The organism is Sphingomonas sp. 28-62-20 (assembly GCF_002281505.1).
Map to the genome: position 1 here is coordinate 1 of NZ_NCGH01000003.1, position 14384 is coordinate 14384.

General features: G+C 59.7%; 13 protein-coding genes and 2 tRNA genes. 6 read left to right on the top strand and 9 right to left on the bottom strand.

What is annotated here, in order from left to right; translation table 11 throughout:
• Positions 1 to 120 precede the first annotated feature (120 nt).
• Entirely contained in the window at positions 121 to 501 is a 381-nt protein-coding gene (hspQ, locus tag B7Y43_RS03305; RefSeq protein ID WP_374130201.1) for a heat shock protein HspQ, read from the bottom strand.
• Between the two features lie 132 nt (positions 502 to 633).
• On the opposite strand from hspQ, the gene B7Y43_RS03310 reads away from it, so the two are divergent.
• A tRNA-Ser gene (locus B7Y43_RS03310) sits at positions 634 to 720 on the top strand.
• Between the two features lie 113 nt (positions 721 to 833).
• On the opposite strand, the gene B7Y43_RS03315 is transcribed toward B7Y43_RS03310, so the two are convergent.
• From B7Y43_RS03315 to cysS, 5 genes are all read right to left on the bottom strand, one after another.
• Positions 834 to 908: transfer RNA gene (locus tag B7Y43_RS03315), tRNA-Glu, on the bottom strand.
• 43 nt (positions 909 to 951) lie between these two features.
• Positions 952 to 2325, bottom strand: a complete 1374-nt coding sequence (locus B7Y43_RS03320; RefSeq protein WP_374130202.1) for a 3-deoxy-7-phosphoheptulonate synthase class II — start codon at positions 2323 to 2325, stop codon at positions 952 to 954.
• A 106-nt stretch (positions 2326 to 2431) separates the two neighbouring features.
• Positions 2432 to 3367, bottom strand: coding sequence for a D-2-hydroxyacid dehydrogenase (locus B7Y43_RS03325; protein WP_374130203.1), 936 nt, complete (start codon positions 3365 to 3367; stop codon positions 2432 to 2434).
• Positions 3364 to 4368, bottom strand: a complete 1005-nt coding sequence (locus B7Y43_RS03330; RefSeq protein WP_374130204.1) for a phytanoyl-CoA dioxygenase family protein — start codon at positions 4366 to 4368, stop codon at positions 3364 to 3366. The genes B7Y43_RS03325 and B7Y43_RS03330 overlap by 4 nt, the downstream gene beginning before the upstream one ends.
• 54 nt (positions 4369 to 4422) lie before the next feature.
• Entirely contained in the window at positions 4423 to 5862 is a 1440-nt protein-coding gene (cysS, locus tag B7Y43_RS03335; RefSeq protein WP_374130205.1) for a cysteine--tRNA ligase, read from the bottom strand.
• 158 nt (positions 5863 to 6020) lie between these two features.
• On the opposite strand from cysS, the gene rpsU reads away from it, so the two are divergent.
• A complete protein-coding gene (gene rpsU / locus B7Y43_RS03340) occupies positions 6021 to 6227 on the top strand; it encodes a 30S ribosomal protein S21 (protein WP_034160206.1) in 207 nt (68 codons plus the stop codon).
• 80 nt (positions 6228 to 6307) lie between these two features.
• Positions 6308 to 6919 (top strand): FKBP-type peptidyl-prolyl cis-trans isomerase, encoded by a 612-nt coding sequence (locus B7Y43_RS03345; protein WP_374130206.1) that lies wholly within the window; start codon positions 6308 to 6310, stop codon positions 6917 to 6919.
• A gap of 466 nt (positions 6920 to 7385) precedes the next feature.
• Here B7Y43_RS03345 and B7Y43_RS03350 read toward each other — a convergent pair whose 3' ends face one another.
• From B7Y43_RS03350 to B7Y43_RS03360, 3 genes are all read right to left on the bottom strand, one after another.
• Entirely contained in the window at positions 7386 to 7832 is a 447-nt protein-coding gene (locus B7Y43_RS03350; protein WP_374130207.1) for a hypothetical protein, read from the bottom strand.
• A 132-nt stretch (positions 7833 to 7964) separates the two neighbouring features.
• Positions 7965 to 8723 (bottom strand): metallophosphoesterase family protein, encoded by a 759-nt coding sequence (locus tag B7Y43_RS03355; protein ID WP_374130208.1) that lies wholly within the window; start codon positions 8721 to 8723, stop codon positions 7965 to 7967.
• Positions 8724 to 8872: 149 nt separating this feature from the next.
• Positions 8873 to 10066, bottom strand: a complete 1194-nt coding sequence (locus B7Y43_RS03360) for a glycosyltransferase family 4 protein (protein WP_374130209.1) — start codon at positions 10064 to 10066, stop codon at positions 8873 to 8875.
• Between the two features lie 368 nt (positions 10067 to 10434).
• Between B7Y43_RS03360 and B7Y43_RS03365 the strand changes: the two genes are divergently transcribed.
• The 3 genes from B7Y43_RS03365 to B7Y43_RS03375 all read left to right on the top strand — a co-directional run bounded on the left by B7Y43_RS03365 (position 10435) and on the right by B7Y43_RS03375 (position 14358).
• A complete protein-coding gene (locus B7Y43_RS03365; protein ID WP_374130210.1) occupies positions 10435 to 11619 on the top strand; it encodes a glycosyltransferase in 1185 nt (394 codons plus the stop codon).
• Positions 11616 to 12785 (top strand): glycosyltransferase, encoded by a 1170-nt coding sequence (locus tag B7Y43_RS03370; RefSeq protein ID WP_374130211.1) that lies wholly within the window; start codon positions 11616 to 11618, stop codon positions 12783 to 12785. Before B7Y43_RS03365 ends, B7Y43_RS03370 begins: the two co-directional genes overlap by 4 nt.
• A 238-nt stretch (positions 12786 to 13023) precedes the next feature.
• Complete coding sequence (locus B7Y43_RS03375) at positions 13024 to 14358, top strand: oligosaccharide repeat unit polymerase (RefSeq protein ID WP_374130212.1); 1335 nt, start codon at positions 13024 to 13026, stop codon at positions 14356 to 14358.
• The last annotated feature ends 26 nt before the right edge of the window (positions 14359 to 14384 follow it).

A 14384-nucleotide genomic window follows, 5' to 3' on the forward strand; every position in this document is an offset into this window, starting at 1 on the left:
ATAATCTGCTCTTCGCTGAACCTGCTTGCCTTCATCATCCGACTCCCTTGGTGGGCCGGACTCTACTCAAATCTGGAGGAAAACGCGGGGCTCAGACCACATGATCCACCGCAACTAACCTTAATGTCGGTGTTCGCGGCGCAGATTGTAGCGGCCATCAGCATAGCCAGTGAACAGCCCGGCGATGGCGGGATGATCAACTGGCTCCTCGCTTTCGTCCAAAATCAGATTTTGCTGGCTGACATAGGCAACATAGCTGCTTTCCACATTCTCGGCGAGCAAGTGGTAAAAGGGCTGGTCCTTGGGCGGCCGGATGTCGAGCGGGATCGCATCATACCATTCATCGCTATTGGCAAAGATCGGGTCGACATCGAAAATCACGCCGCGAAAATCGAACAAGCGGTGCCGAACGACATCGCCAATTGCAAAATTCGCATGGGCGACCGCCGGCAGCGGGACGGAGGAATTGGCAGGGAGGGCGGGGATGTGAGAGCGGTGCATGCTGGTAATCTAGTGGTTGTTGCGCGCGGCACAAGCGGGATGCTTGTATCTGCGGAATGATTGGGCTAGTGGCCCGCCTTCGACCGGTCAGCGGGGGCACTTTTACGGGTGGCCACCGCGCGATTCCCTCGCGGAGAGGTGGCAGAGTGGTCGAATGTACCGCACTCGAAATGCGGCGTGGGTGCAAGCTCACCGTGGGTTCGAATCCCACCCTCTCCGCTTGGTTCAGCGCGAGGGGGCTGCCCTCAAACGATGGCGCAATCGGTTGGCTAACTTTTGCGCAAGGACTGAGCGGCCCGCAGCAATGTCCTGTTGGGGTTTTGGCTTGGCGATGGTGACCCCTACGAGAATCGAACTCGTGCTTACGCCGTGAGAGGGCGTCGTCCTAACCGCTAGACGAAGGGGCCGTGCGCAGTGAAGGCGGCGCTCTACGGTGGTGGTGGGGGCGCGTCAAGCTGCCGCGCGCCGCCTTTCTTCCATCTCCACATTCAGCATTTCCGCCAGCAGGAAGGCGAGTTCAAGGCTTTGCCCTGCGTTCAGGCGCGGGTCGCAATGGGTGTGGTAGCGATCGGCCAGGTCCATCTGCGTCACATCCATCGCCCCGCCGGTGCATTCGGTGACATTCTGGCCGGTCATTTCGACATGGATGCCGCCCGCGATTGATCCTTCGGCGCGGTGCACGGCAAAGAAACCGCGTACCTCGGCGAGGATGCGTTCGAAGGGCCGCGTCTTATAGCCATTATTGGTCTTAATGACGTTGCCGTGCATCGGGTCACAGCTCCACACCACCGGATGGCCTTCGCGCTGCACGGCGCGGACCAGCTTGGGCAGGCCGGTTTCGATCTTGTCATGGCCATAGCGCGTGATCAGCGTCATTCGCCCGGCGATGCGGGCCGGGTTGAGCGTATCGAGCAAGCGGAGCAGCGCATCGGGTTCCAGGCTCGGGCCGCATTTCATGCCGATCGGATTGCCGACACCGCGCAGGAATTCGACATGCGCCGACCCTTCAAAGCGGGTGCGGTCGCCAATCCACAGCATGTGCGCCGACGTGTCATACCAATCGCCGGTCAGCGAATCCTGCCGCGTCATCGCCTGCTCATATTGCAGCAGCAATGCTTCGTGGCTGGTATAGAATTGCGTGCCCTTCAGCTGCGGCACCGTTTCCGGGTTGATGCCGCACGCCTCCATGAATTCCAGCGCTTCGCCGATCCGGTCGGCGACATCGGCGAATTTCTTCGCCCAGGGGCTGCGGCCCATGAAATCATGCGTCCAGCGATGCACCTGGTGCAGGTTCGCATAACCGCCGCTGGCAAAGGCGCGCAGCAGGTTGAGCGTCGCGGCGGACTGCAGATAGCCCTGCACCATCCGCTTCGGGTCGGGCGCGCGGCCTTCGGGGGTGAAGGCGATGTCGTTGACATTGTCGCCCCGGTAGCTGGGCAATTCGACGCCATCGATGGTCTCGGTATCGGCCGATCGCGGCTTGGCGAACTGGCCTGCCATCCGCCCGAGCTTTACGGTTGGCAGCTTCGACGCGAAGGTGAGCACCACCGCCATTTGCAGCAGCACGCGGAAGGTGTCGCGGATGTTGTTCGGGTGGAACTCAGCGAAGCTCTCCGCGCAATCGCCGCCCTGCAGCAGGAACGCTTTGCCCTCCGCCACGCGGGCGAGGTCTGCGGTCAAGTCGCGCGCTTCGCCAGCAAAGACCAGCGGCGGGTAATTGCGCAACGTATCGGTCGCCGCGGTCAACGCGTCGGCATCGGGATAGAGCGGCAACTGGCGTGCTTCATGCGCGGTCCAGCTATCGGGGGCCCAGTTGGTGGCCATTGGTTTGCGTCCAGTCGTCTTGAAATTTGGTCAAATTCCATGCGCGTAAATGGCTGCGCGCGCAATCAGGGATTAACGATCAGCCTGATCGGTTCTGGCGCATAGCCTAATAGCCCGCGTCGAGATCGACCTGATTCTCCAGCGGTTCACCAGCCATGAATGCCTTCAAGTTCCGCAGGAACAGCGCCGTGGCGCGCTGGAACATCTTGGTCTGGCTGCGGCCCGACAGGTGCATCGTGTGGATGGCGTTGGGCGCGGACCAGAGCGGGTGCTCAGGCGGCAGCGGCTCGGGCGTCACCACGTCGAGAAACGCACCGGCGATGCGGCGCTTGGTCAGCGCCTCGATCAACGCGTCCTGATCGACCATATCGCCGCGCGCGATATTGATCAGCCAGGCGCTGTTTTTCATCGCGGTGAACTCGTCCGCGCCAAGCAACGCCTTGGTCTGGTCGGTCGACGGGGCGGCCAGGATCACCCAGTCGAAATCGCCAATCCGGGCTGGCCATTGATCAGGTGTCAGCGTGCCGTCGCGGCCCGATCTTGTGACGCCGGTCACCGCCACCCCGAAAGCCGCCAGCCGGTCGCCAATCAGCTTGCCGATCGCGCCATAGCCGATGATCAGCGCGGTCGTATCGAGCAGTTCGATCTGGCCGGGGGCGGTAATTGTCCATTCGTGCCGGTCGGCGATCCGCACGACTTCATCGAAGCGCTTCGCGGCGGCGAGCACCCCCATCACCGCATATTCGGCGACGGCGATGGCGTTGATGCCGACACCGTTGGTCAGCACCGTCCCGCGTTCTTTGAGCAAAGCGAGCGGAAAGGCATCCAGGCCTGCATAAATCGTGCTGACCCATTTGAGCGTGCTGCCCGCTGCCACGGCCTCCGCGGTCCATGCCGGGCGCTGCATATCGACCCAGGCGATATCGGCATCGGCCACCATCGCGGTCGCCTCTTCGTGATTGGTGAACCACGCAACGTCGAGCCCGGCGGGCAATTGCGGCCCAATCAGTCGGCGAGCGAGGGCGGGGAGGACGGCTTTCATGCGACGGTAAGCTCCAGTGCCGTGGTGTAGGCAGTCATGTCCCAGCCCGGCCAGCGTTGCTGGGTGCGGGCGAGCGTGGTCGGCGTCCAGAAGGGGTCGCCGGGCAGGGGAATGCCCAGGCACGCGAGTTGCTCCGGAGTTGCGGCCTCGATCAGCCGCCGCCAGGGGCGCAGGAAGTGGAACGGCCACGCGGCCCAGCCGATCATGTCGTTGCCCGCCGCCTTATAGCTCGCGGTGATTGTATAGCGGTGCCCGCCCGGTCGGGTAAGGTTGGTGCCGCGATGATAAACGTCGATGCCGTAGGCAAAGATCGATCCGGCGGGGGCGGCACCCGATCGTTCATGGGCCTTCAGCGCATGCTGGGCGGGGTGGCCGAAGCCGGTTGCCTCGGTCTGGTCGAACGAGATCGTGCTGCGGTTAAGCCCTTTGCCGTCAAACGCTTCTTCGGGCAACACGGTGCGCAAGGGGCCAACCACGTCCGTCGCAGCAGGATTGGGCACATAGTGGATCGCGCCCAGATCATCGCTGACGTCGGTCACATAGATCATGAAGTTGATGGTCTTTTGGTCGGCGTCGTCGCCCGGCACAGTCAGCGTGTGGTTCTTGAAATCGCAGTGGAAGGGCTGATCATAATCGGCATCACCGGTATATTTCGCCCAGGCGTCGCATTGGTAGAGGCGCACATCTTCCACGCCCAGCGCAGCGCGGGCAAAGGCGATCAGCCGGGGATTCAGCCCGATCAGGTTGATCGCCGCACTGGCAGCAAAGGGCAGCTGCTCCTGGTTGCGGAACTGCGCGGGATCGAACACCCCGATGCCGCCGCCGGGCTTGCGATCGATCGCTTCTTTCGCCGTGGCGCGCCCGGCGAAGATGGTGTCGCAATCGGCGCAGACCGGGGTGATCTCTTCAGAGCTGAAGAAGCGATCGAGCACGACGGCACCGTCGCGGTGCCATGTCGCCAGATCGCTGGCATGTTTCTGCTCCCCTGCGCCCGTTGACATCAATCCGCTCTCCTTCTTTCTTTGGCAAAGGCTAGCCGTTCCGGCGCGGCGATCCTAGACGTCGATTTTCCAGTCCCAACCGAGCGGGTCGCCATCCATGACCTCGACACCGGCTGCGGTGAGCTGGTCGCGGATGGCGTCGGAACGGGCAAAGTCTTTGGCAGCGCGGGCCTCTTTGCGGGCGGCTAGGTGAGTTTCAATGTTGGTTTCGGTCAGGGTGGCCGAAGCGGGGCGGACGCGCAGGTCAGCGCGGGTGAGCGTTAGGAGGTCCAGACCGAGGACCTCATCAATTTTCATTATCGCTGCCAACCGCGATCGTGCGCTTGCATTCATCTTGGCAGCTGAAAGTATTTCCAGATGAGTAAGTGCTCTTGCGGTGTTTAGATCGTCTGACACCGAAGCGTCAAAAAGTCGGACTTGTTCATCAACCAGGGGTGAGGTTTCGGTAGCATCTGGTTCAGCGCGATTTCTCAGCAGGCCAATAGCGATCACCAGTCGCTTCAGCCGCACACTGGCCGCCGCCAGATTGTCCCAGCTAAACTCTAATTCGCTGCGGTAGTGCGCCTGCAGGCACATCAGCCGATAGGCGAGAGGGTGGAAGCCGGCGTCGATCAGCGTTTGGAGCCGCAAAAACTCGCCCGCCGATTTGCTCATTTTGCCGCCGCGATCGACCAGGAAATTATTGTGCATCCAGATGCGCGCGCCGCTATCCTCGCACCCGCAAAACGCCTGATTCTGGGCAATCTCATTGGGGTGGTGAATTTCGCGGTGGTCGATGCCACCGGTGTGAATGTCGAACGGGTGGCCAAGGTGCTGCAGGCTCATCACCGAGCATTCGAGATGCCAGCCGGGTGCGCCGCGCCCCCAGGGTGAATCCCATTCCATCTGGCGCTGCTCGCCCGGTGGCGATTTCCGCCAGATCGCGAAGTCTTGCGGATGGCGCTTGCCGGAAACGGGGTCGATCCGGCTTTCGCCCTCATCGGTCGCGGCGCGCGCGAGGGCACCGTAATGCGGCACCTTTGATGTATCGAAATACAACCCGCCCTCAATCTCGTAGCAATCGGCTTCGATCTTCTTCGCGAAGTCGATCATCTGCGGAATGTGATCGGTGGCGACGGTCCATTCAGTCGTTGTGGTAATGTTCAGCCGCGCGACATCCTGCTTGAATGCCTCAGTATAATGTGCGGCGATTTCCCAGATCGATTTGGCCTGCGCGGCGGCGGCTTTCTCCATCTTGTCGTCGCCGGCGTCGGCATCGCTCGTCAAATGGCCGACATCGGTAATGTTGATGATGTGCTTTGTAGGATAGCCTTTCCAGCGAAGCACCCGCCCCAGCGTATCGGCGAACAGGAAGGCGCGCATGTTGCCGATATGCTGATAGTTATAAACGGTCGGCCCGCAGGTATAGACCCGCACATTGCTGGGATCGATCGGCACGAATGGCTCAAGCGATCGCGTCAGGCTGTTATAGAGGGTGAGGGGGCTGCCGGTCATCCGCGCGCCATAGCGGCGTGGGGGCTGGCCCGCAAATCCCCCGAATGACTTGGCCAAATGGCTTGATATCCCCCACCCACGCTGTTAGGGGCTGCCCAATACGGCGCGGACCAACGTCTGCGACGACATATTCCTATTGATCGGAGACTACGGCGTTTATGCAAATCATTGTTCGCGACAACAACGTCGATCAGGCGCTGCGCGCCCTGAAAAAGAAGCTGCAGCGCGAAGGCGTTTATCGTGAGATGAAGCTGCGCCGTCATTACGAAAAGCCGTCGGAAAAGCGGGCGCGTGAGCGCGCGGCTGCGGTTCGCCGTGCCCGCAAGCTTGAGCGTAAGCGCCTGGAGCGCGACGGCGCGCGGTAATGTGCTAACGGGGGACGTGGTCCCCCGCTGCGCCTTTTGGCGTCTAGTTTGACGATTCTCGAACATCTGGACCTTTCCCCATGTCGATCACCGCCGTGCCGATTCCGCCCACCAAGCGTGGTACGCTATTGATCTTGTGGCTGGGGATTGCGCTGGCGGTGGCATTGGCAGGCTTGCTTGCTTTTTACGGCACCGCGCATGCCGTGGCTGAAAAGGGCGATAACGCCGCATTCCTGGCCTATAACAAGACCCAGGCTGGCGTGATCGAGACCGAATCGGGCCTGCAATATCGGGTGATCAAGCCGGGTACAGGTGATCTGCAGCCGACCGATGCCGATGTCGCGCTGATCAACTATTCCGGGTCGCTGCGCGATGGCAGCGTGTTCGACGCGTCAAAGCAGCCGACGCCGCTGCCGGTCGCGGGTGTGGTGAAGGGTTTTTCCGAAGCCCTGAAGCTGATGAAGAAGGGCGAAAAGATTCGCGCCTGGATCAAGCCAGAGCTCGGCTATGGCGAGCAATCACCTGATCCGAACAAGATGCCGCCGAACTCGCTGCTGGTGTTTGATATCGAACTGCTCGAATTCCTGCCGGAAAGCGTGCTTCGCCAGGCGCAGCAGCAGCAGCAGATGCAGCAGCAGATTCCGGGTGGCCCACCCCAGGGCGCCGCGCCGCCGCCCGCGCCCGGCCAGTAACGCTCGACTTCGGTCAGCGAAGCGTTGGGTTGGTCGGCGGCGATAGGCCAGGCATCAGCTGCACCCAACCCATTGCCGTCGGGCTCCATCCATTCCGAACGCGGCATTGGGTAGCCGAGGCAGTCGGCAATCGTCATGTTGCGGCTGGATCGCATCCGCCTAGAGCGCCGTGCCATAATTCTGAACCACCCGTCATTGCGAGCGCAGCGAAGCAATCCAGCGTGCCGCATGCGGAAAGGCTGGATTGCTTCGCTGCGCTCGCAATGACGATTCATATTTCAAGCGCGATGCTCTAGCGATTTTGATGTGGCTGGCTCAGCCCATCGAATCGAAGGAATAGTTGGAGCCGTCCTTACCGATTCCCTGCACGCCGTATGGCCATTCGCCCGAGGTGAACGCACAAAAAAAGGGCCGGGAATTGATCCCGGCCGCTTTTTCTGATCACCATGTTACGGTATCGACGCCCTTAGGGGGAAGTCGATAAGCCAATCGCCAGGCCAGTAGCCAACCCAGCCCCGCCAACGCCGATCCCAATGAGCGCAGCGGTGCTCAACCCCTCACCGCCGCCAAGTACGGCGCCACCAACGGCTTCTTCTTCCTGGGGAGCAAAAGATTGCGCTTCACTGCAGCTATTGCTGATCGGCAGGATAGAGGTTGGCTGCATCACGACGGTGCACCCTTTCATCGCCACCTTCGCGCGCGCTTTGCCACGGGTGATCACCCGATCACCCATGAAAAGGGCCTGGCCTGACCGCGCAGTAACGAGTTTGCCGTTACGAACGATGAATGTCCCCTCCGACGCGGCCTGGACCTTGCCAACCGCCAATGCGGGATTGGTGGATGCGGGCTTCGCAAAAGCCGGGGCCGCCATGGCAATTACTGCCAGCGTTGCAGCGATCGTTCCGATCTTCATTGGGGTCTCCAGATGCGTGAGTCCACAGTCAATAAGATAAATCATTATCGTAGAAATCATGAATTGTCTAGCGCAGGATCGTCCAGAGAAGCGTCGTGCATTTAGCGTTATCGCGACAATTCATCTGTCACCTCAAGTCGTGATATAACGCCGTTCTGTTCCTTCGATACATAGGGCAGTAAGGATGCCGGACGAATAGGCGCCGGTATCAATGCCGATCCGGTTATGCTGCTCATCGGGACCGGAAGAGATTGTATGGCCGTGTATCACCATGAAAGGGTATCGCGCCGGACTATCGAGGAAATCTTCGCGAATCCAGTGAAGATCAGCAATTGTCTGCTCTTCAACTGCAATGCCGGGTCGAATACCGGCATGAACGAATAAATAATCACCTAGCCGAAAACTATCCGCAAAACTGGCGATAAAGTCGAGGTGCGCCGCTGGAATCGCCGCCCGAAGCCGCTGCTGTGCGGCCTCCGGACTGATATGCAGCAGGGCTGCGGCGTCGATGCCATAGCTTTCAACGCATTGCCGCCCGCCATAATTGAGCCATTCCGCCAGTTGGCGACCGTCATGGCGCAGGATCCGCAGCAGCATCTCTTCATGATTGCCCGCCAGAAAGATTGGCTGGTTGAGCGTTGATCGCGCGCGCAGCAGATAATCGATCACCTCGGCCGATTGCGGACCGCGATCGATCAGGTCGCCCAGGAAGATGGTGTAATCGCGTGAGGTCGGCCGTTGCTGGCGGTCTTTGTCAATCTTGGTGAGGAGCTCGCTGAGCAGATCGAGCCGACCATGCACGTCCCCGATCGCATAGGCGCGCGTATTTGGTGGCGTGCTGAACGCTGCCGGGGCCGATCGTCCCTGAAAGAGTTTGCCGAATAATCCCATGCCGCGTTCATAGGGGACTCATCGGCGAAATGCCTAGCTGCGGCGTATCACGGGCCGAAATTTCATATTGCTGACACATAGCTTCTGGCGTTCAGACCGTCTACGCCGGCGTGGTGGGCGGCCTGCGCGACCCTCCGTTGCAGCCCCGCTTAGCTGTCGAAAACATCGGTCCAGGCTTTGCCGATCGACTGCACTGTGGGGAAATCCTCCTGAGCTGCCGCCATCATCGCAAGCGCCGCCGGGTTGTGAAGACAGTGCATCAGCGCGCTGGTAATTGCGCTGGCGCTGACATCGTCAAGCAACAGCCCATTCACGCCGTGACGGACGATTGCGGCGCAATGCCGTGAGGTGATGATCGGCACCCCCATGGTTCTTGCCTCTATTTGGGTAAGGGCAAAGCCGTCCGAATAGGTTGGCAGGATGAAGACATCGGCTTGTTCATAAAAGGACCCGGTGACTTGGTGGGGTTTCGATCCGTGGAACCGGACCCGGGGATCGCTGGCAATGTCATCGGGAATGGCCATCGTCGTTGGACCAACGAAATCAAAGCGTATCGGGACCGCGTGATCGATCGCCTGGATCGCCGAAAACAAGGGGGACAGGCCTTTGCGCTGCGTGATTTGCCCCAGGAACAATACCCGCATTGGCCGCCCCGCATCGAAGCGCGCCGGATAGTGATGCCGCGCGCGCGATCCAGTTACCCCTTCATAGGCAAGCGGGATGATGCACATCTTGTCGCTGGGCACCCCCTGGTCAACCAGGGCCTGTCGCGTCCAGTCCGAATTGACGACGATGACATCGGCAAGCGTAGTTTCCACCTGCCAGCGCTCCCAATAGGCCGCCGGCCAGTGCGGTATGGCGTCCGCTGGGTGCAGCCGCTGAATCAGGCGTTCCTCGGCCTGTGCAGGATCAATCTGGTCCAGCACGGTGCGCCAGCCGCGCGATTTGGCATAAGCGAATAACTGGTCACAGGCATAGCTGAAGGCCACCAGCGTGCGGGGCGCATCATCGGTAATCTGCTCCAGCCGCCGCACCGCTTCCCGCTGGAACAGGCGATTACGCGCCATTGTTCGGCGGATGACATCCGTTCGCTGCAGCCGCGACTGGGCCTCCAGCGCCAGCATCTGGGCATTGGGCGCCCAAACCGACGTGCTGGACAGGGCTGGGTGATATCGGCCAGCCAGGCGCTTGGTCAGCGCCAGCGGATGACTGGGCGGCAACCAGATGTCGGTGATGAAAAGTCCCAATTCTCCCGCATCGGCGATCGCGCGCGGCACCAAATAATGTTCGCGCGCACCAATCTGCGCACAAATCCAATTTTTGCCAGATGGGACCTCTGCCATGAACCCGCCTTGACGATTTATCGCGCGCATCTTTGTTACTGTGTAGCTGGGGTAGCGCAATTGCTGACACTGCCGATAATGAGGGATTAAGCACCAAATATCTGGCGACGCCCGGCGTTATGGAGTCTAATGGCAGAGATAATTCAATGACGATGCACCTACGCCAATTCCGGATCATTCTAAGATCGCTTCGAATGGCGCAAATCTCGCATATTCAAATCGCCAGACCACGATCATCAAAGGAGTGATTAGCGACTCATTCGAGCAGTGAGATACGTTATTTTGAGAATGTTGAGTGATGTTTGAGATAATGACCCTGATGCACTGTGTGTTGGCTCGTCGCGCGGGGGGGTAGAAGGATTGGCAGTTTGCGCGTTGCAGTGATTTTCGACAATTTTGGGCCTTATCATATCGCCCGGTTAACGGCGGCGTCGTCTCTGATGACCGTGCTTGGCGTGGAGGTTGCGGGAAGCTCGCAGGATTATGCCTGGGTACGCCCCGCCGGGGATCGACCATTTGAGCAGGTGACGCTGTTCCCCGATGGGCGCAGCGCCCAGGCGACGCCGTTTGACCTTGCGCAGAAAATCGCAGCGACGCTTGATGCGTTCCAGCCCGATATCGTCGCCATTCCCGGCTGGCATGATCGCGCGGCGCTCGCCGCGCTCCTTTGGGTCGACAGCAAGCCAGATACCGTCCGTATTATTGTGATGAGCGAGAGCAACCGCGACGACGGTCAGCGGTCCTTTCACAAGGAATTTGTGAAGCGCCACATTGTTGGCTTGTGTTCGGCCGGGCTGGTGGGTGGCACCCGGGCAGCGCGCTATCTTGAAGGGCTTGGCATGGCCCCAGACCAGATCGCGCTTGGGTATGACGTCGTGGACAACGGCTATTTCGCCGCACATGCCGCCGCTGCGCGATCCAATGCAGCGGCGATACGATCGCGGCTGAACCTGCCCGATGACTATTTCCTGAGCAGTTGCCGATTCATTCCGAAGAAGAATTTGCCCTTCCTGATTGATGCCTATGCGGCGTTCCGGGCCAGTCGGCAGGGCGATGCATGGCCGCTGGTGCTGATGGGCGACGGGGAAATGCGGCCAGCGCTGGAGGCGCAAGTCGCGGCGCTTGGGCTGGGCGATATGGTGCGGTTTCCCGGCTTCGTCCAATATGAATCGCTGCCGGCTTATTACGGCCTGGCGCGCGCGTTTGTGCTGGCGAGCACCGTCGAACAATGGGGGCTGGTGGTGAATGAAGCCATGGCATCGGGACTGCCGGTGCTGGTGTCAAACCATTGCGGCTGTGCCGCCGATCTGGTGGTCGACGGGCAGAATGGCTTTACTTTCGATCCGAACGATCAAGCCGATTTGGTCAGGGGATTTGGCGCGGTTGCTGATCATGCCGCGGCGCTAGGTGCCGCCAGTGCCGCGCTGATCGCCCCCTGGAGCCCCGACCGCTTCGCTAATAGCCTGGCGGCACTAGCGCAGGTTGCGTTAGCTGCGCCGTCGCCACGCGCCTCGGCGATCGCGCGGCTGACGCTGCGATGGTTGGCGCGATGAACATCGGGTTCCTGTCGCCTTCTTTGTCGCGGGTGTTGGGTGGCATCTTTGAAATTGAGCGCGATCTGGCGCTGGCGCTTGATGCGCTGCCCGACACACGCGTCACCGCCTATGGCCTGATGGATCATGAGACGGCCAATGATGCCCCCGCCTGGCGCCACATTCCCTGCCATGTCGGCGCGATCAGGGGCGTGCGCGCATTCGGCTATTCACCGCAGTTGCGTGCCATCATGGCCCGTGCGGATGAGGATATCCTGCACCTGCATTCGTTATGGACCTACACGTCGGTCTTGGCGCTGGCCTGGAAGCAGCGAACGGGGCGGCCTTATGTGACGACGGCCAATGGCATGCTGGAGCCATGGGCCCTCAATAACTCGGTGCTCAAAAAGCGCGCCGCCGCGCTCTTTTATGAACGTCGCGCGCTGCGGGCGCTTGGCTGCCTGCATGTCAACACCGTCAGCGAGCTCGAATCGGCGCGGGCATTCGGCCTGCAGGGCCCATTTTGCATCATCCCCAACGGCGTCGCTCTGCCTGGGCCGGTCAGCATGGACAAGGCTCCCACGGTTGTTCGGTCGATCCGCGCCGCTGGTGGGCAGATCATGCTGCAGCTTGGTCGATTGCATCCCAAGAAGAATATCGCGGCCGCGATAGAGGCCTTTGCCCAGGTCGCGCCCGCTCACCCGAATTGGCATTTCGTGATCGCCGGCTGGGGCGATGATGGCTATCGCAAGGCGCTCGAACAACAGGCGCAGAACAGCCAGGTCGCCAGCCGCATCCATTTCGCCGGACCCGTATTTGGCGAGGAGAAGGCAGCGACGCTCGCCGCAGCCAATGCCTTCATTCTGGCATCGCACAGCGAAGGCTTCCCCATGGCCATATTGGAGGCATTCGCCAATGCGCTGCCCGTCATCATGACGCGACACTGCAACCTGCACAGTGGCTTCGACATTGGAGCGGCGATCGACGTGGGCCCTAAAGCCCATGAAATTGCCCGGGGGATGGCGGATATGCTCGCCGCCAGCGATCAGGATCGGCGGGCGATGGGCGCAAAGGGCAGGGGCCTGGTCGAACAACGGTTCAGCTGGAATCACGTCGCGCAGGACATGCGCGCCGTCTATGCTTGGCTCCTTGGTGGCGGCAGCCCGCCTGCTTCGGTCGTTTCATGATTGCGCCGGGGCCACCAAAATCCGCCACTGGCTCGCCTGAAGACCTGCCAATAACGTTCGCGCTGGCGGCTTTCCGACAGAACCAGTCTGCGACAGATCGGTGTCTGCATGTAATGACACTTCAACGGCTGGGTCGTTGAACGAGAAAACCAGCTAATGTCGTCTGCAATTGCGATTGCCATGTCGATCGATGGCTAAATCGTGGACGTGTTTGTGCGGATGCTGTTAGGAATGGCTAATGGCACCGGGTGTATCGATCATATCGGATTTTCCAGTCAGCTATTGGTTGGCCGGCATTGTCCTTGGCAGCTTTGCGATTGAAGCCGGAGTCCGAATTCGCGAAAAATGGTCTGTGCCAGCGCTGATGGTGTATCTGACGGTATTTGGCTGGTACATGGTCGAGCCAATAATCTCTTCTGAAATGCGCGATTTTCCCAGCGAAGCGATTAGCGGTGGCTATATCTGTGTTTTGATTTTTGTTTGCGCCTTCCGGCTGTTTTGCACGCCGATCGCCAAGGCCATGGCACCGCGGGAAAGCATGGCCATCAATGCCCGCGATATTCCGGTGGAAACCGTATTGATCGTTACCACGGTCATTTGGCTGGTGCTGTTGGCCTATGGCACGGCGCGGATGGATGGCGATTTGTTCGCCGCGTTATTCCCGGTCGAAGCACGATCGGGCAATTCGATGTGGTTACGCGCCGCTGGCGCGGATGCCGGGAAGCTTGGCTTTGTCGTTTCGGTGGCAGGCTATATGTATACGCTTGTATTATCGTTATTCGGCATGATTCTACCAATTCTTAAACGCCGATCATATCAAATACTTTGTATATTATTGATATTGATATCATGGCCTTATGCATTTTTGCAGGGTAGTCGAAATATTGCGCTCGCCGTATTCATTCCGATGATATTCTCATTCGTATTTTTTAGTAAAATACGCGTTTTTATGAAGATATTGATCGCAATATGCGCTGCATTTTTTCTAGAATGGTCTATGCGACAAATAATTTCTTATCGTAATTTTGGTTTTGATTATCGTGGTGAAATAGAAAATATCGGCCATTCAGGACTAAATATGGCAACGGAGCTTACATATTGTAGATCATTTGTGGAAAATGAAGTTTTACAGAAAACATATGGGTCGCATATTTTAGCTGATATGTTGAATTTCATCCCCAGGGTGATCTGGACGGACAAGCCATTGCTGGGAATCGATTATGCGATTGCGCGGGGCTATGGGGGGGGCACAAGCGATATCGGCGTGGTCGCAACCATTTCCTCGGGCATGATCGGCCAGGGCGTGCTGGAATTCGGGCCCTATATCGGGCCGATCTTCAGCGCCATGCTGATGGCATTGTGGTCGGGTTGGTTATCGCGTCTCTACGCGCAGGGCACCGTCACGCGGGTGTGCCTATTCCTGGTCGGTATGGGGCTGACCTTCAACCTTGGCCGGAACATTACCTTGCTGGTGCTCTGGCCAATGGTGTTCGCCTTTGGATTGGTGCTGGTGCTGGAATATTATGCCAGAAGGCGACGCACGCTGCCGGACAGAGTTGCCTTTGATCTCTAGCCGTGCCGCCGGCCAGGCCAATTGGC

Coding starts and splice junctions, on each gene's coding strand:
- cysS (WP_374130205.1), bottom strand. CDS start 5,862: ATGACCGGCAGCCCCCTCACCCTCTATAACAGCCTGACGCGATCGCTT.
- B7Y43_RS03355 (WP_374130208.1), bottom strand. CDS start 8,723: ATGGGATTATTCGGCAAACTCTTTCAGGGACGATCGGCCCCGGCAGCG.
- B7Y43_RS03360 (WP_374130209.1), bottom strand. CDS start 10,066: ATGGCAGAGGTCCCATCTGGCAAAAATTGGATTTGTGCGCAGATTGGT.
- B7Y43_RS03375 (WP_374130212.1), top strand. CDS start 13,024: ATGGCACCGGGTGTATCGATCATATCGGATTTTCCAGTCAGCTATTGG.
- B7Y43_RS03320 (WP_374130202.1), bottom strand. CDS start 2,325: ATGGCCACCAACTGGGCCCCCGATAGCTGGACCGCGCATGAAGCACGC.
- B7Y43_RS03325 (WP_374130203.1), bottom strand. CDS start 3,367: ATGAAAGCCGTCCTCCCCGCCCTCGCTCGCCGACTGATTGGGCCGCAA.
- rpsU (WP_034160206.1), top strand. CDS start 6,021: ATGCAAATCATTGTTCGCGACAACAACGTCGATCAGGCGCTGCGCGCC.
- hspQ (WP_374130201.1), bottom strand. CDS start 501: ATGCACCGCTCTCACATCCCCGCCCTCCCTGCCAATTCCTCCGTCCCG.
- B7Y43_RS03330 (WP_374130204.1), bottom strand. CDS start 4,368: ATGTCAACGGGCGCAGGGGAGCAGAAACATGCCAGCGATCTGGCGACA.
- B7Y43_RS03345 (WP_374130206.1), top strand. CDS start 6,308: ATGTCGATCACCGCCGTGCCGATTCCGCCCACCAAGCGTGGTACGCTA.
- B7Y43_RS03370 (WP_374130211.1), top strand. CDS start 11,616: ATGAACATCGGGTTCCTGTCGCCTTCTTTGTCGCGGGTGTTGGGTGGC.
- B7Y43_RS03350 (WP_374130207.1), bottom strand. CDS start 7,832: ATGAAGATCGGAACGATCGCTGCAACGCTGGCAGTAATTGCCATGGCG.